The organism is Cypionkella sp. (genome assembly GCF_030652235.1).
Lineage (GTDB): Bacteria > Pseudomonadota > Alphaproteobacteria > Rhodobacterales > Rhodobacteraceae > Cypionkella.
In genome coordinates, this window is record NZ_JAUSBA010000034.1 from 47,521 (window position 1) to 71,639 (window position 24,119).

General features: G+C 59.7%; 23 protein-coding genes and 1 other RNA gene. 14 read left to right on the forward strand and 10 right to left on the reverse strand.

Annotated features, from left to right (window positions below; all coding sequences use genetic code 11):
* Nucleotides 1–84: 84 nt before the first annotated feature.
* Both Q7V03_RS10815 and Q7V03_RS10820 read left to right on the forward strand, forming a co-directional pair.
* Complete coding sequence (locus Q7V03_RS10815; protein WP_304925610.1) at nucleotides 85–816, forward strand: N-formylglutamate amidohydrolase; 732 nt, start codon at nucleotides 85–87, stop codon at nucleotides 814–816.
* A 132-nt stretch (nucleotides 817–948) separates the two neighbouring features.
* Nucleotides 949–1,896 (forward strand): calcium-binding protein, encoded by a 948-nt coding sequence (locus tag Q7V03_RS10820; protein ID WP_304925611.1) that lies wholly within the window; start codon nucleotides 949–951, stop codon nucleotides 1,894–1,896.
* Nucleotides 1,897–1,941: 45 nt separating this feature from the next.
* On the opposite strand, the gene Q7V03_RS10825 is transcribed toward Q7V03_RS10820, so the two are convergent.
* Entirely contained in the window at nucleotides 1,942–2,802 is an 861-nt protein-coding gene (locus Q7V03_RS10825) for a D-amino-acid transaminase (protein ID WP_304925612.1), read from the reverse strand.
* 346 nt (nucleotides 2,803–3,148) lie between these two features.
* On the opposite strand from Q7V03_RS10825, the gene Q7V03_RS10830 reads away from it, so the two are divergent.
* Entirely contained in the window at nucleotides 3,149–4,108 is a 960-nt protein-coding gene (locus Q7V03_RS10830) for an L-malyl-CoA/beta-methylmalyl-CoA lyase (RefSeq protein WP_304925613.1), read from the forward strand.
* Between the two features lie 114 nt (nucleotides 4,109–4,222).
* Here Q7V03_RS10830 and Q7V03_RS10835 read toward each other — a convergent pair whose 3' ends face one another.
* Together Q7V03_RS10835 and Q7V03_RS10840 are read right to left on the reverse strand one after the other, a co-directional pair.
* Nucleotides 4,223–4,612: a GyrI-like domain-containing protein gene (locus tag Q7V03_RS10835; protein WP_304925614.1), complete on the reverse strand. Its 390-nt coding sequence runs from the start codon at nucleotides 4,610–4,612 to the stop codon at nucleotides 4,223–4,225.
* 293 nt (nucleotides 4,613–4,905) lie between these two features.
* The gene (locus Q7V03_RS10840) at nucleotides 4,906–5,763 is read right to left on the reverse strand and encodes a polysaccharide pyruvyl transferase family protein (protein WP_304925615.1); all 858 of its coding nucleotides are present in this window, start codon (nucleotides 5,761–5,763) and stop codon (nucleotides 4,906–4,908) included.
* A 187-nt stretch (nucleotides 5,764–5,950) separates the two neighbouring features.
* On the opposite strand from Q7V03_RS10840, the gene Q7V03_RS10845 reads away from it, so the two are divergent.
* The 3 genes from Q7V03_RS10845 (at nucleotide 5,951) to Q7V03_RS10855 (ending at nucleotide 8,188) form a co-directional block, all read left to right on the forward strand.
* The gene (locus tag Q7V03_RS10845) at nucleotides 5,951–6,910 is read left to right on the forward strand and encodes an acetyl-CoA carboxylase carboxyltransferase subunit alpha (protein ID WP_304925616.1); all 960 of its coding nucleotides are present in this window, start codon (nucleotides 5,951–5,953) and stop codon (nucleotides 6,908–6,910) included.
* A gap of 377 nt (nucleotides 6,911–7,287) precedes the next feature.
* Entirely contained in the window at nucleotides 7,288–7,695 is a 408-nt protein-coding gene (locus Q7V03_RS10850; protein WP_304925617.1) for a hypothetical protein, read from the forward strand.
* Between the two features lie 7 nt (nucleotides 7,696–7,702).
* On the forward strand, nucleotides 7,703–8,188 hold the full coding sequence (locus tag Q7V03_RS10855) for a sterol desaturase family protein (RefSeq protein ID WP_304925618.1): 486 nt from the start codon (nucleotides 7,703–7,705) through the stop codon (nucleotides 8,186–8,188).
* Here Q7V03_RS10855 and Q7V03_RS10860 read toward each other — a convergent pair whose 3' ends face one another.
* From Q7V03_RS10860 to Q7V03_RS10880, 5 genes are all read right to left on the reverse strand, one after another.
* The gene (locus Q7V03_RS10860) at nucleotides 8,189–8,800 is read right to left on the reverse strand and encodes an MSMEG_1061 family FMN-dependent PPOX-type flavoprotein (protein WP_304925619.1); all 612 of its coding nucleotides are present in this window, start codon (nucleotides 8,798–8,800) and stop codon (nucleotides 8,189–8,191) included. It abuts the gene before it with no gap.
* A 69-nt stretch (nucleotides 8,801–8,869) separates the two neighbouring features.
* Complete coding sequence (locus Q7V03_RS10865) at nucleotides 8,870–9,211, reverse strand: TfoX/Sxy family protein (protein WP_304925620.1); 342 nt, start codon at nucleotides 9,209–9,211, stop codon at nucleotides 8,870–8,872.
* A complete protein-coding gene (locus tag Q7V03_RS10870; RefSeq protein WP_304925621.1) occupies nucleotides 9,208–9,948 on the reverse strand; it encodes a 1-acyl-sn-glycerol-3-phosphate acyltransferase in 741 nt (246 codons plus the stop codon). Before Q7V03_RS10870 ends, Q7V03_RS10865 begins: the two co-directional genes overlap by 4 nt.
* Nucleotides 9,948–10,850, reverse strand: a complete 903-nt coding sequence (locus Q7V03_RS10875; RefSeq protein ID WP_304925622.1) for an ABC transporter permease — start codon at nucleotides 10,848–10,850, stop codon at nucleotides 9,948–9,950. Before Q7V03_RS10875 ends, Q7V03_RS10870 begins: the two co-directional genes overlap by 1 nt.
* A complete protein-coding gene (locus Q7V03_RS10880; RefSeq protein ID WP_304925623.1) occupies nucleotides 10,847–11,518 on the reverse strand; it encodes a cell division ATP-binding protein FtsE in 672 nt (223 codons plus the stop codon). Before Q7V03_RS10880 ends, Q7V03_RS10875 begins: the two co-directional genes overlap by 4 nt.
* Before the next feature lie 162 nt (nucleotides 11,519–11,680).
* Between Q7V03_RS10880 and Q7V03_RS10885 the strand changes: the two genes are divergently transcribed.
* The 4 genes from Q7V03_RS10885 to tal all read left to right on the forward strand — a co-directional run bounded on the left by Q7V03_RS10885 (nucleotide 11,681) and on the right by tal (nucleotide 14,571).
* A complete protein-coding gene (locus tag Q7V03_RS10885; protein ID WP_304925624.1) occupies nucleotides 11,681–12,538 on the forward strand; it encodes a zinc-ribbon domain-containing protein in 858 nt (285 codons plus the stop codon).
* 85 nt (nucleotides 12,539–12,623) lie between these two features.
* An RNA gene (gene ffs, locus Q7V03_RS10890) (signal recognition particle sRNA small type) lies at nucleotides 12,624–12,721 on the forward strand.
* A gap of 222 nt (nucleotides 12,722–12,943) precedes the next feature.
* Entirely contained in the window at nucleotides 12,944–13,594 is a 651-nt protein-coding gene (locus Q7V03_RS10895) for a nucleoside/nucleotide kinase family protein (protein WP_304925625.1), read from the forward strand.
* Between the two features lie 32 nt (nucleotides 13,595–13,626).
* Entirely contained in the window at nucleotides 13,627–14,571 is a 945-nt protein-coding gene (tal, locus tag Q7V03_RS10900) for a transaldolase (RefSeq protein ID WP_304925626.1), read from the forward strand.
* A gap of 358 nt (nucleotides 14,572–14,929) precedes the next feature.
* Here the strand turns inward: tal and torT are convergent, their stop codons facing one another.
* Complete coding sequence (gene torT / locus Q7V03_RS10905; protein WP_304925627.1) at nucleotides 14,930–15,988, reverse strand: TMAO reductase system periplasmic protein TorT; 1,059 nt, start codon at nucleotides 15,986–15,988, stop codon at nucleotides 14,930–14,932.
* Nucleotides 15,989–16,044: 56 nt separating this feature from the next.
* On the opposite strand from torT, the gene Q7V03_RS10910 reads away from it, so the two are divergent.
* Nucleotides 16,045–18,927: an ATP-binding protein gene (locus Q7V03_RS10910; protein WP_304925628.1), complete on the forward strand. Its 2,883-nt coding sequence runs from the start codon at nucleotides 16,045–16,047 to the stop codon at nucleotides 18,925–18,927.
* On the opposite strand, the gene Q7V03_RS10915 is transcribed toward Q7V03_RS10910, so the two are convergent.
* Nucleotides 18,908–19,612, reverse strand: a complete 705-nt coding sequence (locus Q7V03_RS10915; protein WP_304925629.1) for a response regulator — start codon at nucleotides 19,610–19,612, stop codon at nucleotides 18,908–18,910. The two genes, Q7V03_RS10910 and Q7V03_RS10915, sit on opposite strands and share 20 nt — an antisense overlap.
* A gap of 178 nt (nucleotides 19,613–19,790) precedes the next feature.
* Between Q7V03_RS10915 and Q7V03_RS10920 the strand changes: the two genes are divergently transcribed.
* From Q7V03_RS10920 to Q7V03_RS10930, 3 genes are all read left to right on the forward strand, one after another.
* On the forward strand, nucleotides 19,791–20,735 hold the full coding sequence (locus Q7V03_RS10920; protein ID WP_304925630.1) for an ABC transporter substrate-binding protein: 945 nt from the start codon (nucleotides 19,791–19,793) through the stop codon (nucleotides 20,733–20,735).
* 78 nt (nucleotides 20,736–20,813) lie between these two features.
* A complete protein-coding gene (locus Q7V03_RS10925; protein ID WP_304925631.1) occupies nucleotides 20,814–21,827 on the forward strand; it encodes a glycine betaine/L-proline ABC transporter ATP-binding protein in 1,014 nt (337 codons plus the stop codon).
* Entirely contained in the window at nucleotides 21,827–23,758 is a 1,932-nt protein-coding gene (locus Q7V03_RS10930) for a proline/glycine betaine ABC transporter permease (RefSeq protein WP_304925632.1), read from the forward strand. Before Q7V03_RS10925 ends, Q7V03_RS10930 begins: the two co-directional genes overlap by 1 nt.
* Nucleotides 23,759–24,119: the final 361 nt, after the last annotated feature.

The window sequence follows — 24,119 nt, forward strand, 5'->3', positions numbered from 1 at the left end:
GAACAAACTGACGCGCGGAGCAACTGGCGGTTTTGGTAGCGGTAGCATAAACAGCAGAAGTCGAGGAATTGTGACGGGAACAGCATGGCTTTTTCGATTTCGGGCGAAAACAGACCGGGGCGCTGGTTGGTGACCTGTGATCACGCAACCAACCGGGTGCCTGATGATTTGGGCGGCACTTTGGGGATCAGCGCTGCCGATATGGCGCGCCACATTGCTTATGATGTCGGGGCGGCTGGTTTGGCACGGGCTTTGGGCGCGGCGTTGGACAGCCCGGTGATCTGCTCGGACTTCTCGCGTCTGGTGATTGATCCGAACCGGGGTGAAGATGATCCGACCTTGGTGATGAAGCTTTATGACGGCACCATCATTCCCGCCAATCGGCATGTGGGTGCTGTGGAAACCGAGTGGCGGCTGAATACGCTTTACCGTCCCTACCACGCAGCCTATGCGCGCTTGGCGGCCCGCCAGCCCGATACAGTTATCCTCGCAATTCATTCCTTCACGCCTTGCCTGAAAGGTCGCCCCCCACGGCCTTGGCATGTGGGTGTGCTTTATAGCCATCTGGACGAGCGGTTTTCCAAGCCACTGGTTGCCCGTTTGCTGGCCGAGGCCGACCTCTGCATCGGTGACAACGAGCCCTACGCAGGCCATCTTCCCGGCGATGCGATTGACATGCACGCGCTGCAATCCGGGCGGCATAACACCTTGATAGAGTTGCGCAATGATCTGATCGCCACCGAGGCCGAACAGCAAGCTTGGGCGCTGCGGCTTGCGCCGATTCTAAGCGAAGTGCTGGCGGGGCTGGCTGGTTAGCGCTCTTTTGGAAACAATCGCGTGATCGTTCTAAAATTGTGGAAAATTTAAGGCAAAATTGTCGCGAAAGTTGACGCGCAGCTGCTTTCGACCTTTTAATCTAATTCAGAGTAATTTTACCGGGTGCCAAAGATGGAATTTTTGCTGTTACTCGCCTTGCCGATACTTGGTTTCGCTTTTTCCGGGTCTGGTCACGATGACGACAAACCCGACGAACCTGATCATACTGGCGAAACGCTGACGGGTGGCGATGGCAGCGACACCCTGCTTGGCACCGCACGCGACGATCAGATCAGCGGCCTTGGCGGCGATGATTCTTTGATCGGGAACGCAGGCGATGACACCATAAGCGGCAGCGACGGCGATGATTTTGTCGATGGCAGCGCGGGGGATGACCAGCTTTACGGCGGCGCGGGCAATGATCTTGTGCTGGGGCTTAGCGGTGATGACAGCCTGTTCGGCGGTCGCGGCAGTGACGTTATGCTGGGCGAGGAAGGCAATGATCAGATTTCGCTTGGCTCGGGCAATGATGTCAGTTGGGTGGATGACGAAGTTTCCAATTACGCGTTTGAACACGGCCAGCTTGGCGATGACGTTGTGCATGGCGAGGCAGGCAATGATGAAGTCTGGGATTACTCTGGCCAAAACACGCTGGATGGCGGTGACGGCAATGATATTGTTTCGGCCACCGACAATCAGCTGGATGGCTGGGAAACCGCAGCGCAGGCTTCGGATCACGTCGCAGGCGGGGCAGGGGATGATTTGTTGATTGGCGATGATGGCGACACGCTAACGGGCGGTTCTGGCAATGATCTGATGGTCACCGTGCATGAGCGCGACGATGCCGAAGCTATCACCGTCACCGATTATGATGGCAACGAGGACCGTCTGGAGCTGGATGTTGATCAGCGCGTCGCCGATCTGTCGCAGTGGACGCTGTTTTCTCAGACTGACGCCGACACTGGCACGGTTACTGTCGGACTGGAAAGTAATGCCGATCCAGATCAAACCATCGAACTCGCCCATCTGCTGAATGCAAACAATTTCGCGATCTCGCAGGTGTCGGTGTTTCAGTTTTAGCAGTGACGCCTCGGGCTTTTCTTTACGCAAGCCCGGGCTGTCGTTTCACACCGCCGCCTTGCGCATCTCTTCGAGATAAATCTCGCGCAACCGCGCCACCACATGGCCCGGTTTACCACCGCCCACTGCTGCGCCGTCAATCTCAACCACGGGCATAACAAAGGCGCTGGCCGAGGTGATGAATGCCTCATCCGCGTGCTGTGCTTCATCAATTGAGAACGCGCGTTCCTCAACCTCCATCTGCGCCTCGACCGCAAAGCGCAGCACGGCTGCGCGGGTGATTCCGTGCAGAATATCGCTGGAAAGATGCCGGGTGATGATCTTGTTGCCCTTGACGATATAGGCGTTGTTCGAAGTGCCCTCGGTCACTTTGCCGTCCTCAACAAACCAGCTGTCATCCACCCCGGCCTTCTTCGCCGCCATCTTCCCCATTGACGGATACAACAGCTGCACCGTCTTGATATCGCGCCGCCCCCAGCGAATATCCGGGATCGAGATCACCTTATAGCCGACCTTTGCCGCCGGGTTATCCGCCAGCCCTGGTTTGGCTTGGGTAAACAAAACCACAGTCGGTTTGACGTCATCCGACGGATAGGCGAAATCCCGATCACCGGGATTGCCGCGTGTGACTTGCAGATAGACCATGCCATCGCCAATGCCATTCACCGCCACCAATTCGCGGTGGATCGCCAGCCATTCGGCGTCAGAATGTGGGTTCTGCATCTCTAGTTCCGACAGGCTGCGCGCCAGCCGCACACAATGGCCGCCAAAGTCGATCAGCTTGCCGTCCAGCACCGAGGTAACCTCATAGACGCCATCGGCCATCAGAAAGCCACGGTCAAAGATCGAGACTTTCGCCTCGGCTTCCGGCAGATAGTCGCCGTTCAGGTATACGGTTCTGGTCATCCTAGTCATCCCCACATCCGCGCGCGGCGGCCCATTCTGTGCGCTTGGGTGTGAGACAGAAGCAAGGGGGCGTCAAGGTCGCGCCATCATGTTGCCGCTCTGCGGCAGGGGTTTGCAAGGAACTGCGGGAAAAAGCTGACGTGAAGGAGTTATTCCGATAATAAGTCCACATATATCGAATAATATCTGAAGATATGACGAAAAGCTCAATATTTTCCGCAGAAAATTTCAAAAATCGCGCGCATTCCTGTGCCAAATTGCTGCAACTGCAAATTCAACTTGCCGTATGGCGCGCAACAATATACCAAATGTATCAAATCCGGCGAAATATCCTTGCGAGGCAAAAATGTCTTTCCGTCTGCAACCCAGCCCTCCGGCACGTCCCAATCGCTGCCAGTTGTTCGGCCCCGGCTCGCGCCCCGCATTATTCGCCAAGATGGCCGCCTCTGCCGCCGATGTGATCAACCTTGATCTGGAAGATTCGGTGGCACCTTCCGACAAAGACCAAGCCCGCGCCAATATTATCGAGGCGGTGAATACGCTCGATTGGGGCAAGAAAACCCTGTCGGTGCGGATCAACGGCCTCGACACGCCATTCTGGTATCGCGATGTGGTTGATTTGCTAGAGCAATGCGGCCCGCGCTTGGATCAGATCATGATTCCCAAAGTGGGCTGTGCGGCGGATGTCTACGCCGTCGATGCCCTCGTCACCGCGATTGAACGCGCCAAGGGCCGGGCCAAGCCGATCTCTTTCGAGGTGATCATCGAATCCGCCGCTGGCATCGCGCATGTTGAGGAAATCGCGGCCTCAAGCCCGCGCTTGCAGGCGATGTCTTTGGGGGCTGCGGATTTCGCGGCCTCGATGGGGATGCAGACAACAGGCATCGGTGGCACGCAGGAAAACTACTACATGCTGCGCGAGGGTTCGAAGCATTGGTCCGACCCGTGGCATTGGGCGCAAGTGGCCATCGTTGCCGCCTGTCGCACCCATGGCATTTTGCCCGTCGATGGGCCGTTCGGCGATTTCAGCGATGATGAGGGTTTTCGCGCCCAAGCCCGCCGCTCGGCCACTTTGGGCATGGTTGGCAAATGGGCGATTCACCCCAAACAGATCGCTTTGTCGAACGAGGTCTTCACGCCGTCTGAGGCGGCTGTGGCTGAGGCGCGAGAGATTCTCTCTGCAATGGCCGATGCCAAGGCGCGGGGCGAGGGTGCCACGGTGTTTAAGGGCCGTCTGGTTGATATTGCCTCGATCAAACAGGCGGAAGTGATCGTGAAACAGGCGGAAATGATCGCTGCTGCTTAATGTTTCGGCGTCGAAAAGATCCTGTTGACTCGTGCGTTTTGTGACGGCAGTGTGACGCTGCGGCATGCGACAGTATGCCCCAGAAATACCCGCGCGGCAAAGGGAGAGGAGGCCCTATGCCGCATCCTTGGGAGGATGCACGCCCCGTGGTAACCCACGGGGCTGTGCTGTTTTTGGGCCTTGGTGGTAAGCCAGCGGTAGGCAAATCTCGGTCAGCAATGCCTCGGGTGGCGTATTCATCGGCGTGTTCAGATAGACCTCGAACACCGGGCTATCGGCAGGGGTTTCGCCCGGTCCCGGCAACCAGTTGCGGTCGAGCCGTTCATCGGCGGCGGACAGGCCGGAATAGAGGCCTTTAAAGCGCAGCACGGCACGGCGTCCGGCGGGCAAGTTCACCTGTTTCAGCGGTGGATCAATCGGGCCAGAGCCAATCTCAAACCCGGCATGGCTGCGCAAATCGGGCGCGGCCACCGCCGAGGGGGCGTCATGATAGACGCAGACCATGCCGCCACAAGCACCCATCAGCTTGCGCGCGGCGCAGCGCCCTTCTTAAAGGTGCGACCAATCTCGGTATAGGTGCCCTTGTGCGGCATCGCAGCCAGCCTGCGGGCGGGATATTGTCGGATTTCGACGGCCTACATCAGCGGTTTTCCGGTTCTGAACAAGGGGGGCAGGGGGGCAACTCGCCCTTGGCGCAGAAGGTGGCCGGGGGCACACCGTACAATTCGGCAAATTCTAAAAGGGGGCTAGTCTGGCGCAATATCACAAATCTTGCCGAACTGCGGTCGCCGCGGCAGTCAGCCCAAAGCCTCGGCCAGCATCGCGCTGGTCAGAACCGACTGACTTTTCATGAAATCCTGCAACTCGGCATAGATCGAGGGATTGCGCAGAGCGAAGGCGGCGGCGGGCAGGATTTCTTTTTGCTGCATGCAGATCGGAATTGGCAGGCCGGTCCATTCCACAAACGACTCGATCTTGTGGCTGTTCGAGGGCGTGACGATAAACGGGCACCCCGCAATCGCTGCTGCGTAAACTCCGTGATGTTGCCCGGTGAGATACAACTCGGCAGCCCGCAGCGTGGCAATGATATCCTCAAACGGGCTTTTGTGGATATTCAAACGGTGGCCTTCGATGCGCTTGAACGGGTCTTTCAGCAACCCGCTGTCGATGTAGCCACCGATCACCCAACCATGCGTCAGCGGCGTGGCCGTGCCGCCTTCGGTAAAGGCCGGATCGGCGGCGCTATCGAGCAATACGCGCGGCGTGCCACCATAGCGGCGGGCAAAGCCAGCGCTGCGCGGCTCGCGCACTGTGAGCAAGGCCAGATCGGCCAGAATATCATCGGATTGGCATTCGTATTGCTGGAACAGCGCGTTGACGAGCAGCACTTTCTTGCCCGCGTCCTTCGCCTCGGCAATCAGCGCCAGCAGATAGGTCGCATGTTGGCCGGAATGATGGATGGTGCCTTCGCCGTTGATCAGCACGGCATCTGCGGCATAGAAGGCGCTCTCGTCGATCTCGCGGGTGCCGACGCTGTGGGTGCCGCAAATCTTTAACCCCGGCACGGCGGCGATCGCGGCGTGCAGTGATCGCATGACCGCTTTGCAGCCCGCATGTGCGCTGCGCGAGGTGTCGTTTGCCAGAAATACCTGCACAATTCCTCACATACCTGCCAAACCAGCCTTGAGCGTAAGTGGTAGCGTCGTGCTGTGCTCTCGACAACGCGAAAGGGCACTCTGTCCGGCGATAGTTGTGGTCGGTTGCATTTTCCGCGCCACGCGGCGATATAGGGGGCCTTGCCGATGATTTGGGCCGATGATTTAGCCTGCGATGGAGTGCTCGATGAACTACCTCGAATTCGAGAAACCTTTGGCCGAAATTGAAGGCAAAGCCGAGGAACTGCGGGCGATGGCGCGCAGCAATACCGGGATGGATGTCACCAAAGAGGCAGAGCAGTTGGACCGCAAAGCGGATCAGTTGTTGAAGGATCTGTATAAGGATCTGACGCCGTGGCGAAAATGTCAGGTGGCCCGCCACCCGGAACGGCCCCATTCCAAAGATTACATCGAGGCCTTGTTTCAGGAATACACCCCTCTGGCGGGCGACAGGGGGTTCTCGGACGATCATGCGGTGATGGGGGGCCTCGCGCGTTTCAACGACACCCCGGTGATGGTGATCGGGCATGAGAAGGGCAACGACACCAAATCGCGGATTGAGCGCAATTTCGGCATGGCGCGGCCTGAGGGCTACCGCAAAGCCGTGCGGCTGATGGATATGGCGCACCGCTTTCATCTGCCGGTGATCACCCTGATCGACACCCCCGGCGCTTATCCGGGCAAGGGTGCCGAGGAACGCGGGCAGGCCGAGGCTATTGCACGCTCGACCGCGAAATGTCTGGAAATTGGCGTGCCGTTGATCTCGGTGATCATCGGGGAAGGTGGCTCTGGCGGGGCGGTGGCGTTTGCAACGGCGAACCGGATCGCGATGTTGGAACATTCGGTTTATTCGGTGATCTCACCCGAGGGTTGTGCTTCGATCTTGTGGAAAGATGCCGAGAAGATGCGCGAGGCAGCCGAGGCTTTGCGGCTGACGGCGCAGGATTTGCAAAAATTGGGCGTGATTGATCGGATCGTGAAGGAACCAATGGGCGGGGCGCAGCGGGGGCGGAAAGAGACGATTGAAGCGGTCGGCCGCGCGATTGAGACCATGTTGAAAGAGCTGTCGGGCAAGAAACCCGAGGCTTTGATCAGGGATCGCCGGCAGAAATTCCTGGATATGGGCAGCAAGGGATTGGCGGCCTAAGATTGGGGTCGTCCACGCGTGGACACGCGTCATCTTTATAAAGAATCAATGGGTTAAGGCCGCATGTTTATGCGGCCTTAACTTTTGCGGCACGAAGTTGTGATGTAGCCTCGAAGTTATCACGATGAGCCGCAAACGCACCGGAACCAGTCTGCCGCCGCCGTCCGTTCCCGAAACGGATCAGCCTGCTGCCGGAGCAGATCACTGGGCGCAAGAAATATCCATGTGAGGGGTTCCTGCGCTTTTTTGAGGAACGGCTGTCGCGGCAGGGTATCTATTTTCTCAACGAACCGGAATCTGCGCTGTCGCCCAAGCGCCAGTTGCAGCTTTTGCGGCTACTCAGCCGAATTCAGACGCAGGGTCGCGCGCAGGTGATCATGGCAACCGTTTCGCCGCTGCTGATGGCGCTGCCCGAGGCACAGGGGCCGACTATCGGCAGGCGCGGCATTTCAAGTTGTATCAAGCATTCACGGCTGATCCGGGCGGCTTTATTCACGACGCCATTGCGGATGAAGACAGCGGCCTTTCTTAACGCAGGCTTTTGGGCAACTCGCATCTCTGCATCCGCCCTCCGCGTCGGGCTGGATTTTTCACACAATCTCTGTGAAAGTAACAGAGTCATGACAGCCGATGCGTCCCGCAGAGCCATCGGCATAAAGGCAGGCGGCAGATATGGACCCTCACGCGACGCAGACGCATCGGTTCTGGCAAAGCGCGCGCAAAACCAAAGCTTGGTTTTTGCAGATATTCAGCGCGGAAATGCCGGCTTGGGCATTTTTCCTTGATTTTGTCGTGTATCCGCCATTGATCCTGCTGTGCCTTGTGCTGGCGTTTGGGCCGGACGGCGGGTGGGCGTCGGTTGCGATGATCACGTTGGGGCTGTTGGGCTGGAGTTTGGCGGAATATCTGATCCACCGCTTTGCCTTTCACCATGCGCCCTTGTTGCAGCAGATCCATCTGACGCATCACGACGCCCCACGAGAGTTGAACGGCACGCCGACGCTGGTAACGGTGGCGGTGTTTTACGGGCTGGTCTATTGGCCGCTGACTTGGATGTTGCGCGCGGAATGGGCGGCGGCGCTGACGGCTGGGCTCTTGCTGGGCTATCTGGCCTATGTCGGGGTGCATTATGTGGTACATCACTTGGGCAGTGGCGGGCGGGCATGGCTGCGGCGGTTGATCCGGCTGCATGCCGTGCATCACCATGATGTTGCGCATAATTTTGGTGTCACCTCGCCTTTGTGGGATTGGGTATTTGGCACTTTGGCGCGGCGGTAGCTACCACCTGCCGAGGTGCGCGCGGGTGGCACGCTCGGTATCATAATCAGCGCCGTTGATCGCGCCTGCGGTCGCGTCTTGCAGCATCTGGCCGGGGGTGGGCAGGTTTGCGACATGTGGGGCTGTCCACAGCGCCGAGCGTTGCAGCGCGCGGGCGCATTGCGAATAAACCTCGGCGATGCGGATCACGATCACGCTGCGCGGTTGCGTGCCGCCCCGGTCAAACCGGGCGCGCAAATCGGCGTCGGCGGTTATCTTGGCGATGCCGTTGACGCGGACAGCGGTGGTCGAGCCGGGGACGAGGAAAATCAGCGAGACACGGCCATCACGGATGATGTTGCGCAAGCTGTCGATCCGTTCATTGCCCTTCCAGTCGGGCATCAGCAGGGTTTCTGCATCGAGCGGCATCACCACCGGGCTCTCATCGCCGCGTGGGCTGCCGTCCGTGCCTTCAGGGCCGACAGTGGACAGGATGCAGAACCGCGAGGCGGCAATGAAGTCGGCATAGGCGGGGGTTAGGTGTGATGTGACCTTGGCAATCGCCGGTTTGCCGGGGGTGCCATAATGGGCGTGCAGGTCGTCTAGGGTGGTGATCCAAATGGGGAGAGTCATGGGTGGACCTTAGGTTATGGGACCGAGTGCGGAAGCCTCCGGCGGGGATATTTGAGCAGAGAGGATGACCTAAGCAGATTTGGGTTTCTGCGCGGCCTTCGGTTTCTTCGGCTTGGATGGCGGGGCGTCGGCTGCCACGGCACGCAGCGCGCGGGCGCAGATCTCGGGGTCGTCCAGGGCTTCAGAGCCTACGATATAGTCTTTGCTGCCGGGATAGGCGGGGCCGCGCTCGGCGTCGGGCAACACCGCATTGGCACCGGGGGTTGGTTTGATGAATAAGGTGTCATCGCAGATGAAGGCAACGACGATGCCGTCGAGATAGAGGGCATATTCGCCGAACATTTTCTTCACCGTCAGTGTCAGAGGGATGGTGTCGAGCATATGTTCGATGGTGGCGGATGACGTGCTCATTTGCTGCCTGCCTCGTGCATCAGGGCGTTGGAGCATGCTTCAACCTGCGCCTCAAGCTGGGTCATGAATTCGGCATTGCTCAGGCCAGGCGGGATGGCGGGCAGGAAATCGACCACGCCCGTCCCACGATGGCGCAGGATACCGCGTTTTGGCCAGAACAGCCCGACATTGGTGCCAACGGGCACGCAAGGCTGGCCGAGCTGGCTGTAAAGTGCTGCGGTGCCGATCTTGTAGGGCAAGGTCTCGCCGGGGGCGACGCGGGTGCCTTGCGGGTAGATGATCAGCTGGCCGGGGCGGGCGAGGCCGGATTTCACATCCGCCATCATCTGGGTGATCGCAGCCCCCCTTTTGCCGCGATTGACAGGGACGCAGCCAATGCGCAGGGCGTACCAGCCAAGGATCGGGGCGAAGCGTAGTTCGGCTTTCATGATGAATTTGGCACGGGGCAGGGCGCCGTAGATCAGAATGATGTCGAGGAAGCTTTGGTGTTTCGGGGCGATCAGCACTTCGCCTTGCGGCACATCACCGCGGACTTCGGTGCGCAACCCGCAGATCAGGCGGAGCGAAAAGCGGACCCATGCGCAAAAGGCGTGGCAGGCGGCGACGGCTCCGTCACGATTGATCAGCGCATAGGGCAGGTAGACGATGCCCAGCACCAGCATCGCCAGATACATTTGCAGGATGAAAACCAGCGACAGCAGCCATTGAATTGGACGCCATAGAGGTGAGTTGGGCATCAGGTCAGCTCCCGTAATTTGCGGAACGCGGCGGCACGGGTGGCTGCGAAGGCGACCACGGCGACGAGGGGGGGCAGGGTGAGCGGGTAGAGCCAGCCCAGGCCCTGAAATCCGAGGCCGGTCAGAAAGCTGCCAGCGGTGTCGGTGGAGGGCAGCAGGGCCACGCCGATCATCCCAAGCACGGTGCCGACAGCCGCACCGGAAATCGCACGCAGAGTGAAGCGGCGCACGAAGGCGCGGGCGATGTAGGCATCGCGCGCGCCGACTTGCCGCAGCACACGGACAACTTGGGTGTTGGCGGCGAGGGCTGCGCTGGCGGCGAGGGTGATCATGGCGGCGGTCGCGGTGCCGATCAGGGCGATTGACAGCAGGCCGAGCAGACGCAGACGGCCTGCCGCCACCGCCAGCGGTCTGCGCCAGCGGGTGTGATCATCCAGCACCGCACCGGGGGCTTCGGCGGCGAGGCGTTGCCGCAGACCTTCGCCGTCATACCCCGCGCCACTTTCGGTCACTTCGATCAGCCGGGGCAGCGGCAGCGCATCGACGGGCAGGTCGGGACCAAACCAAGGCTTTAGCAGGTCGCGCTGTTCAGCGTCGGTCATCGCACGAGACGAGGCGATGCCGGGGGTGGTCGAAAGCACCGCCAGCACGGCTTTGGTTTGCAGATCCATTTGGTCTTCGGGCGCAGACAGCCGCACGGTGGCGGTACGCTCCAGTGCATCTGACCAGCGATCCGCCAGCCGCCCGGCTGCCAGCGACAAAGCCAGCGCGAACACTGCCAGAAACGCCATAGCCCCCGCGGTGAACGAGGTCAGCCATGCGGTATGGCCCGAGGGCGGCACCACGCGGTCAGCCTGTCTGTCGGCCTTACGATCCGGGGTGAGCAGCGACAACAGGGTCATAGATCGGCCCCGGCCAGCTGCACCCGGCGCTTGGATATCCGCAGCACGCGGGCGGCGACTTGGGCCTTTGCCTGCCGGATCAGGTTCAGATCGTGGGTGGCGATCAGCACGGTTTTGCCCATGCGGTTCAACTCCACCAGTAGGGTCAGCAGCCGCAGCGACATCTCCCAATCAAGGTTTCCGGTTGGTTCATCTGCCAGCACCACATCGGGGCCGATGATGATGGCGCGGGCGAGGGCTGCACGTTGGCGTTCCCCCCCGGACAAGGACGGCGGAAGTGCATCGGCCAACTGGCCAAGCCCGACCCAGCCGAGCAGATCGCTGAGATCCTGCGGCACAGAAACTTTGCCAGCCACCGTCAGTGGCAAGGCCACATTGGCGGCAAGCGGCAAATGGTCAAGAAACTGGCAATCCTGTTGCACCATGCCAATGCGGCGGCGGGTCAGCGCGATGTCGTCACGGCTTAAGCTGCGCACTTCGCGGTCAAACAGAGTGATCCGCCCGGCGCTGGGCAACAGCTCACCATAGCACAGCTTCAGGAAGGTCGATTTGCCCGCCCCCGACGGCCCGGTCAGAAAATGGAACGAACCGGGGGCAAGCCGCAGCGAAATTTCGGACAGCAATTCGCCCCCGCCGTAGCTATAGGCCACATTGTCGAAGGCAATCACTGGGTTTCATCCTGTTTGGGCCGCATTGCGTTGCACCATTGCCCAAGGTGGCAACGGATTCAATCGCTTCGGCCCAAGTTTCGCCACAAAGGCTTCCAGAATGTTTTCTACATTGCTACACGTTAACTGCCTGCCTCTCAGAAATGACCCCGGACCCTAACAATGCGTCTAGTTTGCCCGAATTGCGATGCGGAATATGAGGTTGATGCGGCCGCGATCCCCGATGGGGGCCGCGATGTGCAATGTTCCAACTGTGGCCATGCTTGGTTTCAGCTGTCCCCCGAGGTGGAGGCTGAATTGGCGGCAGAGGAGGCGCTGTTTGATGCGCCCCCCCCGATTGTGGCGCCGCTGGCAAGTTCTGCGCGTTCGGCTGCAGCCGATATGGCCGCGCAGAACCGGACAGATGGGGATGATTCAGAGCTTGATGCGCCGTTGAGCGAAGCCACGCTGCTCACCGGGCCTGCGCCGCCCGTGCTCGAACCCGCCATGCGCAGCATTGATGAAAGCGTACTGGCGGTGTTGCGCGAGGAAGCCGAGCGTGAGGTCGAAGCCCGCAAGGTGGAAACTCCGGTGGTGGAGACCCAGACCGAACTGGGGCTGGAGGCTCCGGCGGCGGGGATGGGGGCAGTGGCGCGGCGTTTGGCGCGGATGAAGGGCGAGCGTGAGGCCGTCATCAAACCGCAAACCCGGCGCGAAATGCTGCCAGAAATCGAAGAAATTAACTCTACCCTGCGTGCCAGCAGTGAAAAGCGTTCGGGCCAGTCGGCGATTGCCGAGACTTTGGGCGAGGAGGATGCGCAGAAATCCAGCTTCCGCTCGGGCTTTGTGCTGATGCTGGTTCTGGGCATGGTGCTGCTGACCGCCTATGTGATGGCACCGAAACTGGCACTCCAATTCCCGGCGGCGGCGGGGGCATTGCAGGCCTATGTCGTGGCAGTGGATGCCGGGCGGCTGTGGCTGGATGGGATGCTGAAATCCGCCATCGGCTTTCTGAAAGGGCTTGCGGGCGCTAAGGCTTAACTGCCTGCGCGCCTCTCTGCGGCCCGAAATCACAAGCGCTTCGCGAAGCCTTGCGAATCCGATTGCGCGGCCCTATATCCACTTTTGAGAGGTTGGCGCGGGTAAGCGCCTCGCCAACCCGGTCAGGTCCGGAAGGAAGCAGCCGTAACGAGCCCCGCTTGGGTCGTTGTCAGCCTCTCACCTAATCCTTTTTTGTTGGGCGTTTGCCGGCAGTGATTGCAAAACTGGCGCGCGCGTTTGGCCCGGCGCAGCGAAGTGATCTGGTCGACAGATATCAGTGCGCATTGGGTGGCGCTCGATTTTCTGGACTGCCAGTTTTATGGCAGGGTGAAGGCGAACATTGTGTCGTTGGTTTGCCGAGGGGATCGTATCGGTTAAGCATACCGCAACAACTGGGGGGGGGCGATGACGGAAGCAAAGCAGAGATTCCCAAACCCGTGGTCCAGCAACCCGATGGCGCAAAAGCTGATCGAACATCTGTTTGCTTTGAAGGATCGCCGCATCATTGCCACCCCCGGTGCGCCGGGCGCTGGCAAATCAGCGCTGAGCGACTATCAGGCGACCGCCCTGAACTTGCACCGACCAGAGTTCTGCGCGGTTGTCCCGATGGACGGCTTTCATTTTGACGATGCTGTTTTGTGCGCCCGGGGCACGCGTGCCCGCAAAGGTGCCCCGTTCACCTTTGATGTGGGTGGGATGGCGGCGGTGTTGGGGCGGCTGAAACAGAATACCGAAGCCGAAATTGCCGTGACGGAGTTAGACCACAAGCTTGTAACCTCTCGGGCCGGGGGGCGGCTGATTTCAAAAGATACGGCCCTGCTTTTGGTCGAGGGAAACGACTTGCCGCTGGATCAGCAGCCTTGGGCGGCGCTGCGGCCGATCTATGACCTGACCGTGTTTCTGCATGTTCTGCTGGCAGGTCTTGAAAAGCGGCTGGTGCAGCGGTGGATGGTCTACGGGCTTGGCCGGTCGCCGCCCGAAAACACGCGCTTGATAATGATCTTGGGAATGCCAAGCTGGTTAAGAGCCCGAGCGTGGTTGCCGATTTCACGCTGACCGAGTAAACAGAGATACGGGAGATATAACAAATGCCATCAAAACTAGACCAACTGCGCAGTATGACAACCGTGGTTGCCGACACCGGCGATATCGAAGCCGTGCGGCGGCTGAAGCCGGTCGATTGCACCACCAATCCATCCATTGTGTTGAAAGCGCTTGAATCTCCCGATTTTGCCGAGGCGATGACCGAGGCCGTGTCTTGGGGGGCCAAGCAGTCGGGCGACCGTGAGGCGCAGATTGCCGACCGTTTGGCGGTATCTGTTGGGGCGACGCTGGTGGGTTTGGTGCCCGGACGTGTTTCGACCGAGGTTGATGCCGATCTGTCGTTTGACACCAAAGCCTCTATCGCGCGCGCGACGGCGATGATCGCGCAATACGCCGAGCGCGGCATCGGACGCGAACGGATTTTGGTGAAACTGGCCGCAACTTGGGAAGGCATCCGTGCCGCAGAGGTGCTGCAAAAGGCGGGCATTGACTGCAATCTGACGCTGGTGTTCAGCCGGGCTCAGGCGATTGCTTGCGCCGATGCGGGCGTGTTCCTGATTTCGCCTTTCGTGGGGCGGATCACGGATTGGTATTCAAAATCAATGGCCCGCACCTTCACCCCCGAGGAAGACCCCGGCGTGCAATCGGTGCGCGATATCTACAACTACTACAAAGCGCATGGCATCAAAACCGTCGTGATGGGGGCCTCGTTCCGCTCTACCGGCCAGATCGAGGCACTTGCGGGCTGCGACCGTTTGACCATCAGCCCGGCCCTGCTGCAACAGCTTGGAGAAAGCGACGGGGCAGTCGCGCGCAAACTGTCGCCAGACAATTTCGCAGCCGTTGAAAAGATCAACATGGACGAGCGCGCCTTCCGTTGGGCGCTGAACGAGGATGCTATGGCCACTGAAATGCTTGCCAGCGGCATCCGGGGCTTTGCCAAAGATCTGGTCAAATTGCGCGAGATTGTCCGGCAGAAACTCGGCTAAGCGCCGGAAGTTCTGTGGCGTGCAGCTTTGCGGTATTGCAAAGGCGCGGTCCGCCACTGGCTTTCCCGCAGATGAGCAGAACCAAGCGGGGCGTCGGTCCAAATTGTAGGCCGACGCCTCAACTTGCCGCCGCCGCCATCGCCGCTGACCGGGGGGCTATGCGCGTGATTTGGCGGTTGCCGCCAAGGCCCAGCCCGCGGTGCGGGACGCTTCGCAACTTGCGATCAGAGCGCGCAGATCCGCGCGTGACGCTTGTACAGTGAGGCCGCGCGCACGGTATTTTTCTCAGAGAGCCGTCGTTTAACGCGGTGATGGCATGGAGAGTACACCCAATCAACTTGGCAAGCGGCCGGCTGGGTCAGTTCGATACCTTGAACACCGGGACGAATGACGCGGGTGTGAGGGATTCTTGTGTGCCGATCTCGTCGATGTTTTCGGGCGTCAGCGTGACAATGCGTGGCCCCGCATGCCGGATCGTCAGATTGCCTTCGATGGCCCGCACCGCAAGTTCGACCGCCAAGCGGCCTTGCAGCACGGCGAAATCAGTAGGGGCTGCCAGAATGCGTCCCCGCTTGATGCCGCGATAAACGCCGTGGCTGACATAGGTTGAGACAATTCCGATCCGGCCGGTCAAATTGCGGGCGCGCAGGATCGAAACGGCGGCCTCTGCCATCGGACCGCTGCCGACGAGGTAGTTCACCTCTGGCACGCTGTCGAGAATGTCTTCAACCAAAAGCACCTGCTGATCAACCCCGGTATCGCCGTAGCGCGTGGCAACGATCTGCGCCGAACTTTCAGCAAGGGCTTCGAAAAACCCCTGTTCTACGAATTGCACCCAACCCGCACCTTTGGGGCCGGGGAACCACGCCAGCTTGACCGCAGGGCTGCCCTTTGGATGCCGTTGGGCGATGGCGCGACCCGCCGCCGCGCCCATTTCCCGCCAAGACACGCTGGCTTTGGCCGAGATGCCTGCATCGTCCATGTCGTTTACCGCTGCGATGACGGGCATCTGTTGGGCAATGTCCAGAACCGCAGGGGACAGGCCGTCATAAGACACTGGTCCAATAATCAGGGCATCCATATGGCGCTTGCCGCAGGCCTTGACCTGTTCGATCTGACGGTCGAGGTTTGGATAGCCGCCCGCCTCGTACAGGTCGAAGGAAACTCCAAGCCGGTTTGCTTCTTCGACCATGCCATAATTGACGCTCAGCCAATAGGCGTCTTTCAGATGCGGATAGAGTACGCAAAGCCGCCACGGCTTGGCTGCGTGGTCAAGCGGCTGATAAAGCAGCGGCTGCGTTTGGCTGTCATCGTCAAACGGCACCGTTGGCGCTTCCAGTTGCCAAGATTCAGCGCGCGCGGATTGGCTGGCGAAGACGGCGCAGCTCGCAAATAGGATATGTCGCAAAAATCTCATGCCTTTGCTTCCATCCCCTGTAATCTGATCCCAGATCCCGGGTAAGGTTACGGAAGATGCTGCACAAGTCCAGCCCATCACGCGTCAGTTTGGGGCGTATGCTGCTGATGGCCTTTTTGGTCATCGCGGGCTTGCCGACTCTGACCGGGGTTCTGGGTTGGATCGAGTTGCAGAAGGTCGCGCGCAACCAAACCAATGTCATCAAGCAAACCATTCCGGCGATTTCCGAAGTGCGCGGCTTTACCGAGGAAATCAGCCGGATTGTCGTGGTCGCACCCGAACTTGCGGCCGTCACGACGGAAGCGGCACGGCGGAAACGTGCGGGCTATCTGGTTGCCCAAGCCGATGCGCTGAAACAGCGGGTTGCGCGCTATGAAGGCACGGGGGATGTGATCCCGGCAGGGCTGGAACAGGCCGAAGCCGATGTCCGCAGTGGTATCGAGCGGCTTGACCGTCTGGTGCAGGACCGCATCATTGCCATCGCGGCACAGAGCGCCCGGCTGCACGCCGGTCTGACTGCCACGACCGAGTTGTTGGAAATTGCCGATACTTTGGTGGCGAACGCCCAAATGGGCACATCGGCGGTAATCTCTAGCCTTTATGATCTGGAAGACGCGGGACCAGACACCAACAAGCGATTGGATACGTTGGATAAGCTGATCGAAGTCGATTTGTTCCGCCAAGGTCAGATGTCTGAAATGCGCTCTTATATTGGTGAGGTGGGGTTGTTGTTGAACCGGATTGCGACGGTGCAAAACCCGGCAGAGCTTGCGCAGGTGCAGGCAGAGTTGCAGTCTCGCATCGACATTGTGATGCGTCGTATTCTGGCGGTGAATGATCCGATCCGGGCCGAGCGAGCCTTCGCGCTGTTGCAGATGATCCGACCCAGCTCTGCCCCGCCGCCAGATTCTGCGGATATGTTCAGCCTTACCAAAGGCATCCTTGATTTGAACCGCCTGATCGCCGTGGCGCAAAGTGACGTCCGCGAGGCGGCGGTGCGTCTGGAGCGCGAGGCGCAAGCGCTAGCCGATCAGATCAGTGGGCGGGCGGTTTTGGCAGGGGCAGAGGCCAGCGCAGCGATCCGCACCACGCAGCAGCTATATGTCTGGGGATCGGTGGCGGCCTTGCTGATTTCTCTGGCGGTTGTCTGGATATATGTGCGCGGCAATATCACCCGCCGTCTGGACGCGCTGTCGGCCACGATGACGCGACTTGCCGATGGCGAAGCGGTGGGGCGCATCACCCCACACGGCACTGACGAAATTGCAGAAATGGAAGCGGCTGTAGAGGTGTTTCGCCTGCAAGGCATTGAAAACCACGCGCTGGAAGCCGAGCGCGATCAGAATCTGGCCGAGTTGCGCCGTCACCGTCTTGAGCTGCAACTGCTGGTGGCCGAGCAAACCAAACAGTTGCGCGGCGAGGTCAGCGCCCATGCCGAAGCCCGCAAGCGGGCCGAGACTGCCGACCGCGCCAAGTCAGAATTTCTTGCCATGATGAGCCATGAGATTCGCACGCCGATGAATGGCGTGTTGGGGATGTTGCGCAGTCTGGGGCGTGATGGGTTATCGGTGCGCCAACAGCGCCAGTTGCGCGCGGCACACGCCTCGGGTGAGGGGTTGATGGTGATTTTGAACGACATTCTGGATTACTCCAAAATTGAAGCCGGGGCCGCGACCTTGGCTGAAGTGGCGTTCGCACCGGCTGATCTGTTGCGCGATATTGTCGGGTTGATGAGCCCGAGCGCGCAGGAAAAAGGGCTGGTGCTGCGGCTGGACGTGCCCGCCGCTTTGCCGGCAGCGGTGGTAGGCGATATGGGCAAACTGCGACAAATCTTGTTCAATCTGGTTTCCAATGCGGTGAAATTTACCGAGCAAGGCGAAGTTGGCTTAAGCGTCACATCGCGGAACGACGCGGACGGTTCTATATTGAGCTTTGCCGTCAGTGATACCGGCAAGGGCATTGCCGAAGCCTCGCAAGAGCGGATTTTTGGCGTATTCGAGCAAGAAGACGCGCAGACCGCGCGGCAGTATGGCGGTACGGGATTGGGCCTTGCGATTTGTCGACGGTTTGCGGATGCGATGGGGGCGTCATTGACCGTTCAAAGCGCCCCCGGTGCGGGCACGGTGTTCACGCTGGAGGCAGGCTTCCGCCCCGGTAAGGCGGCTGATTTGCCTGTTGATGTCGTGGATGTACCGGTTCAATCCACTGCCCGAAAACTGCACGCTTTGGTGGTAGAAGATAACGATATCAATCAGATGGTTATTCAAACCTACCTAGAAGATATGGGGCATCAGGTGCATGTGGTTGGAACCGCTGAGGCTGCATTATCGGTGCTGCGAGACGCGAGATTTGACGTGATCCTGATGGATGTAAACTTACCGGGCCTTTCCGGCACCGAGGCGACGCGGATGATCCGGGGAACAGTGGATGCGCGGATTGCGGGCCTGCCGATCATCGGGGTTTCGGCGCATGTGCAGGAAGCGGATAGGCTGGAAAATCTGCGGGCCGGAATGTCAGCGATCTTGCCGAAACCTTTGTCGTTTAACGCGCTGGCAGCCGCATTGCTTGAAGTTGTGCCTGATCGACATGTTCTGTTCGATCTCGCGTCCGATATGGGGGTTGAGCGAGCCTGCGGGCTGGCGCGTATGTTTTTGGAAAACTTGCAGAAGGGGTTGGTTGTCATCGCCGCCGCTGCCGTGTCCAGCGATTTTGTGGCTTTGGCTCGGGCAGCCCATCATCTGAAAGGGGCTACGGGGAACTTTGATCTGCCTATGCTTGCTGCGCATTTGGACCAGATCGAGGGTTCGGCCAAGCTTGCCCCGTCCACCCAGCTTGAGATTAGCCTTCAACTATTGCCGTCCTTGGCCGAGGAAAGCCGTTTGGCCATCGAAACAGCCCTAACCGTGCTTGACCCCAGCCTCACCCAAGCTGCGCAGTAAACACATAGCCTTCGCCATGCGATGTGGTGAAGATGCGCGGCGCCTTCGGATCATCGCCGAATTTTGCGCGCAACCGCTGCACCAATACATCTATCGTGCGGGTATTGGTGCCATCTTGCCGGTGGGTGATCGCCATGATCAACCGATCCCGGTCCATCACCGCCCCCGGATTGGTCACAAAAACCCGCAGCAACTCGTATTCCGCTCGCGTCAGTACAATCGACTGGCCCGCGGCATCCGTCACCTGCCGAGAGGCCACGTCAAAGCTAAAGCCGTTGAACTGAAACACCCGCCGCGTCATCGCCCGCATGGCAGTGGTGCGCCGCAACAGGTTCTTCACCCGCGCCAGCAATTCGCGTCGATTGAAGGGTTTGCAGACATAATCATCCGCACCAAGCTCCAGCCCGACGATGCGGTCCACGTCATCGGTGCGGCCCGACAACAAGATGATGCCGATTTCCGAACGTGCCCGCAGTTCGCGGGTGATCTCTAACCCGTCTTTGCCCTGCAAATTGATGTCGGCAATCAGCAGATCGGCGGTGTTCTGCGCGAGGATTTTCTCGGCTTTCTCCGCCGTGTCACATTCCGATATGCGATAGCCGAATGATCCCAGATAGCTGGCCAACGTGCTGCGAGTCACCGGCTCGTCTTCGACAATGACAATATGCGCTGGTCTGGACGCCATCGGCCCTTCCGTCTGGTGTGTTTCCCTCTGTTAACAATTTTTTACAAACAATGCGAGTCCGTTCATCGCGAAGGTCTGACGCGTTCACAACCCATCCCTAGCCTTGAGTCGCAGGGAAGTCCGTAAACTTCCCGCGAAACACTGCGCGCAGGCGCGGATATCCAACAGGGATTGCACCATGAAATCTATCAAAACACTGCTTGCCGGCGCAACGTCACTGGTTTTGCTGGCACCTGCCGTTTGGGCCGCAGATTCGACTGATCCGATCATGATCCCACTGCACAACTGGTCTAGCCAGATTGTGATGAGCCATGTCGTCGGTGATGTCTTCACCTCGATGGGCAACAGCGTGGAATATGTCACAACCGACAGTCAGGCGGTTTACGAATCGATCCGTCTGGGCGACGCGTCGCTGGAAATGGAAGTCTGGGAAGGCGCGTTTGGCGCGTCTTTTGATGCCGCCGTGGCCAAAGGCGGCATCCATGCGGCGGGGGCCCACAATGCCGTCACGCGCGAGGATTGGTGGTATCCTGCTTGGACCAAAGAAGCCTGCCCCGGTCTGCCCGATTGGAAGGCCCTGAACGAATGTGCGGCCTTGTTCAAAACCCCGGAAACCGGCGAGAAGGGCCGTTTTCTGGGCGGCCCGGTGGATTGGTTGAAGCACGATCAGGAAAAGGTTGATGCTTTGGCAATGAATTTCGCCGTGGTCAACGCAGGCTCTGCCGCCGCGATCTGGGCGGAAATTGGTGCTGCCGAAAAGACCAAAACGCCGATCGTGGTGTTCAACTGGACCCCGAACTTCGCCGAAGCCGTCTGGCCGGGCGAATTCGTGAACTTCCCCGAATGGGTGCCGGGCTGCAATGAAGACCCCTCGGTCGGGCCTTTCCCCGACAAGACCTTCGACTGCGGCAACCCTGCCAACGGCTATATGAAGATCGCCGCTTGGGATGGCATGAAAGACAAGTGGCCAGCAGCCTATGCCACACTGGCCAAAGTCAGCCTGACCAACCCGCAGATCGCCGAGATGGCGAAACTGGTCGATATCGACGGCATGGAGCCTGAAGATGCAGCAAAGGCCTGGATGGATGCAAATCCGGACGTTTGGAAAGCTTGGCTGAACTAAGCCGAACAGTCGTATTTCTTGGCCCATCCAGCGCATTGCGGGATGGGCCGATCCTTTGCTTAAGATTGAGGTTCCCGCATGACGGAAAGCGTTATCACCTGCCGCAATGTCTCAAAGATTTTCGGGCCGAACCCGGCGCAGCATCTGGTGCAGCTGAAGGCCGATCCGGGTTTGTCGCAGGCAGGCTACGTCCATGCGGTGCGCGATGTTAATCTTGACGTCCGGCGGGGCGAAATGCTGGTTGTCATGGGCCTGTCGGGCTCGGGAAAATCCACGCTGGTGCGCTGTCTGTCGCGGTTGATCGAGATTACCGGCGGTTCGGTCACGGTCGAAGGCCGCGACATTGCGACGCTTTCGGAATCCGAACTGATCGACCTGCGCCGCAGCAAGATGGGCATGGTGTTTCAAAGCTTTGGCCTGCTGCCGCATCGCTCAGTTCTGGAAAACGTCGCCTTCCCGCTGGAAATGCGCGGACAGGATCGCAGCACCCGTTACGCCCGTGCCCGCGAAATGCTGGAGCTGGTGGGCCTGAAAGGCCGCGAAGATTACTTCCCGCGCGAACTTTCCGGCGGCCAGCAGCAGCGCGTCGGCATCGCGCGGTCCCTGGCGGTCGAGCCTGACATCTGGTTTCTGGACGAACCGTTTTCGGCGCTGGACCCGCTGATCCGGCGCGAGATGCAGGATGAATTCCTGCGGCTAAAGGGCATGATGAACAAGACGATCATCTTCATCACTCATGATTTTGACGAAGCTCTGCGTCTGGCTGACCGTATTGCGATCATGAAAGACGGTCGGGTTGAGCAATGCGACACCCCCGATCAGATCGTGCTGCATCCGGCCACCGAATATGTCGCAAAATTCACCTCCGAGATTGACCGCGCCCGCGTGGTGCATATCGGCAGTCTTGTCGCCCCGCTGACCGCACCCGCCACAGGCGAACCCGTGGCCGCATATCGCACCATTCGCGATCTGGCCCGACAACTGATCTCGGACCCGCGCGTCGAGATTCCGGTGATCAACGATAAGGGCGCAGTGATCGGATCAGTGTTGCGGCAAACGGCGCTGGATGTGCTGCTCGGGGATGCACATTGATGGGGCGGTCTGAGCGCTATGCTGGCACCGCCAAACTGCTGTTGGCGCTGGCCGTAGGGCTGATGCTGTTCAAGACTGTTCTGCCGCAAGGCATGATCCGCCCGCCGGAATGGCTGGTGTTGCCCTTCGCCGATTGGATCAACGCGGTCTTCGCTTTCCTGCAAAACGATCTGGGCCTGATGGCGGTGACGCGGGCTTTTTCGGATGTGGTGGAATGGTTGCTGAACGTCACCGCCAACCTGCTTTACGGCAAAAGCCGCTGGCCGAACCTTGGCCCGATCCCGTGGAGCGTCATCGCTGTCACTGCCTTTATGGCCGGCTATGCGCTAAAAGGTTGGCGCTTGGGGCTGATCAGCGGCGGTACGTTTGTCTGGATCGCGCTGATGGGGCAATGGAAATGGGCGATGGAAACGCTGTCGGTCATTGTCGTCGCGGCCCCCTTCTCAGTGACGCTGGGCCTTGTGCTGGGCGTGCTGGCTTGGCGGTCGCCCCGGTTTGAGCGGGTGCTGAACCCGATCCTCAGCATCGCGCAATCCCTGCCGCATTTCGCCTATATGATCCCGGTCGTGGTGTTCATCGGGGTTGGGCCGAAAGCAGGCGCGATTGTCACCATTATCTTCTCGGTGCCGCCGATGATCCGCATGACGCTGCTGGGGTTAAAGAAAGTGCCCGAAGAAGTGATCGAGGCTGGCAAAATGTCAGGAGCCACGCGTTGGCAGTTGCTGACGCGGGCGCGTATCCCCACCGCGCGGTCCGAGATTCTGATCGGCGTCAACCAAGTCATCATGCAATGTCTGGCCATGGTGGTGCTTGCCAGTTTCATCGGCATGCCGGGCTTGGGGCAGAAATTGCTGCAACTGCTGCAATCGCTGAAAATTGGCCTGTCGGTGGAAATCGGTGTGACCATCGTTTTGCTGGCGGTGACGCTGGACAGGCTGACCAAGGCCTGGGCGCTGCGTCTGCCCGTGCATGAGGCAGCAAGTCCATCCTGGCTCATACGCAATCGGCTGTTGGTGATCTGGCTGGCACTCTGCGCCTTGGGCTTTGGGCTGGCGCATTTTTTCCCATATTTTCTGGAAGTCGAGCGCAAGCAGGCGCTGTCGGTCGCAGGGCCGATAGATGCGTTGATGGATCAGGTGATCCGGCTGATCACCCCGGTCACGCTCTGGCTGCGCTGGTTTCTGATCACTTGGGTGTTGATCCCGATGCGCGATGCCTACCTTTGGCTGCCGTTCACCGCCGTTCTGCTACTCCTCGCCGCCGTAGGCTGGGCGATTGGGGGCTTGCGATCCGCGCTGATCTGCGTAGCCTATTTTGGCCTGATCGCTGCATCGGGCTGGTGGGATCGGGCGATGATCACGGTGTATATGGTCTGTATCTCAGTGGTGATTGCGGCGATTTTAGGCATTCCTTTGGCGATTTGGGGCGCGCGCACCCCAATCCGCGCCGGGCGTATCTTGCTGGTCTGTGACACGGCACAGACTTTCCCGAGCTTTATCTACTTGATCCCCGTCATCATGCTGTTTGGCGTCAATGACGTGGCAGTCGTCGCCGCCGTGGTGGTGTTTGCCGCCGTGCCCATGGTGCGCTACACCATCGAAGGCTTGCGCAACGTGCCGCCAGAAATGATTGAGGCGGCGGATATGAGTGGGGCGACACGTGCTCAGGTGCTATGGCATGTGCGTCTGCCGATGGCGCTGCCGACTATGCTGGTTGGTGCCAATCAATCGGTGATGTTCTCGCTGTTTATGGTGATCATCGCGGCCTTCATCGGCACGCAAGATCTGGGTCAGGAAATGCAGCGCGCTCTTTCCTCCACCGATGTGGGCAAAGGTTTGGTGCTGGGTTTCGCCGTGGCCTTCATGGGGCTTATGACGGATCATCTGATCACCCGCTGGTCCGAAACCCGCAAACGCGCGCTGGGGATCTGAGTGTCGTCGTGACGGATGCAGAGGCGAGCGATGGGCCGCTTTCGCAAGTCCAAGCATCCGCACCGACCCAGCTGAGAATGTCCGCTTTCCGCCGAGGTCGTGTAAAAACCTCAGTTTATGCCACGCTTCTGAAGGATTGAGAGGTTTCATTGAGGGTGTAAGCCGGGAACAGACGCACGGGTTGCATCGCGCTTTCGAGCGGAAACGCTGGTTCCCGCGAATCGGAACGCAGGTTCCGGTCTTTCGGCCGCAGAGCTATAATGTGCAAAAAAGAAGCGGAATCCACATCGCGTCGAAATCCACCCTCAATGCAAAGAACCTTAAGGCGCGGGGCACCGAACGACTGGCGTGATTGCTGCGC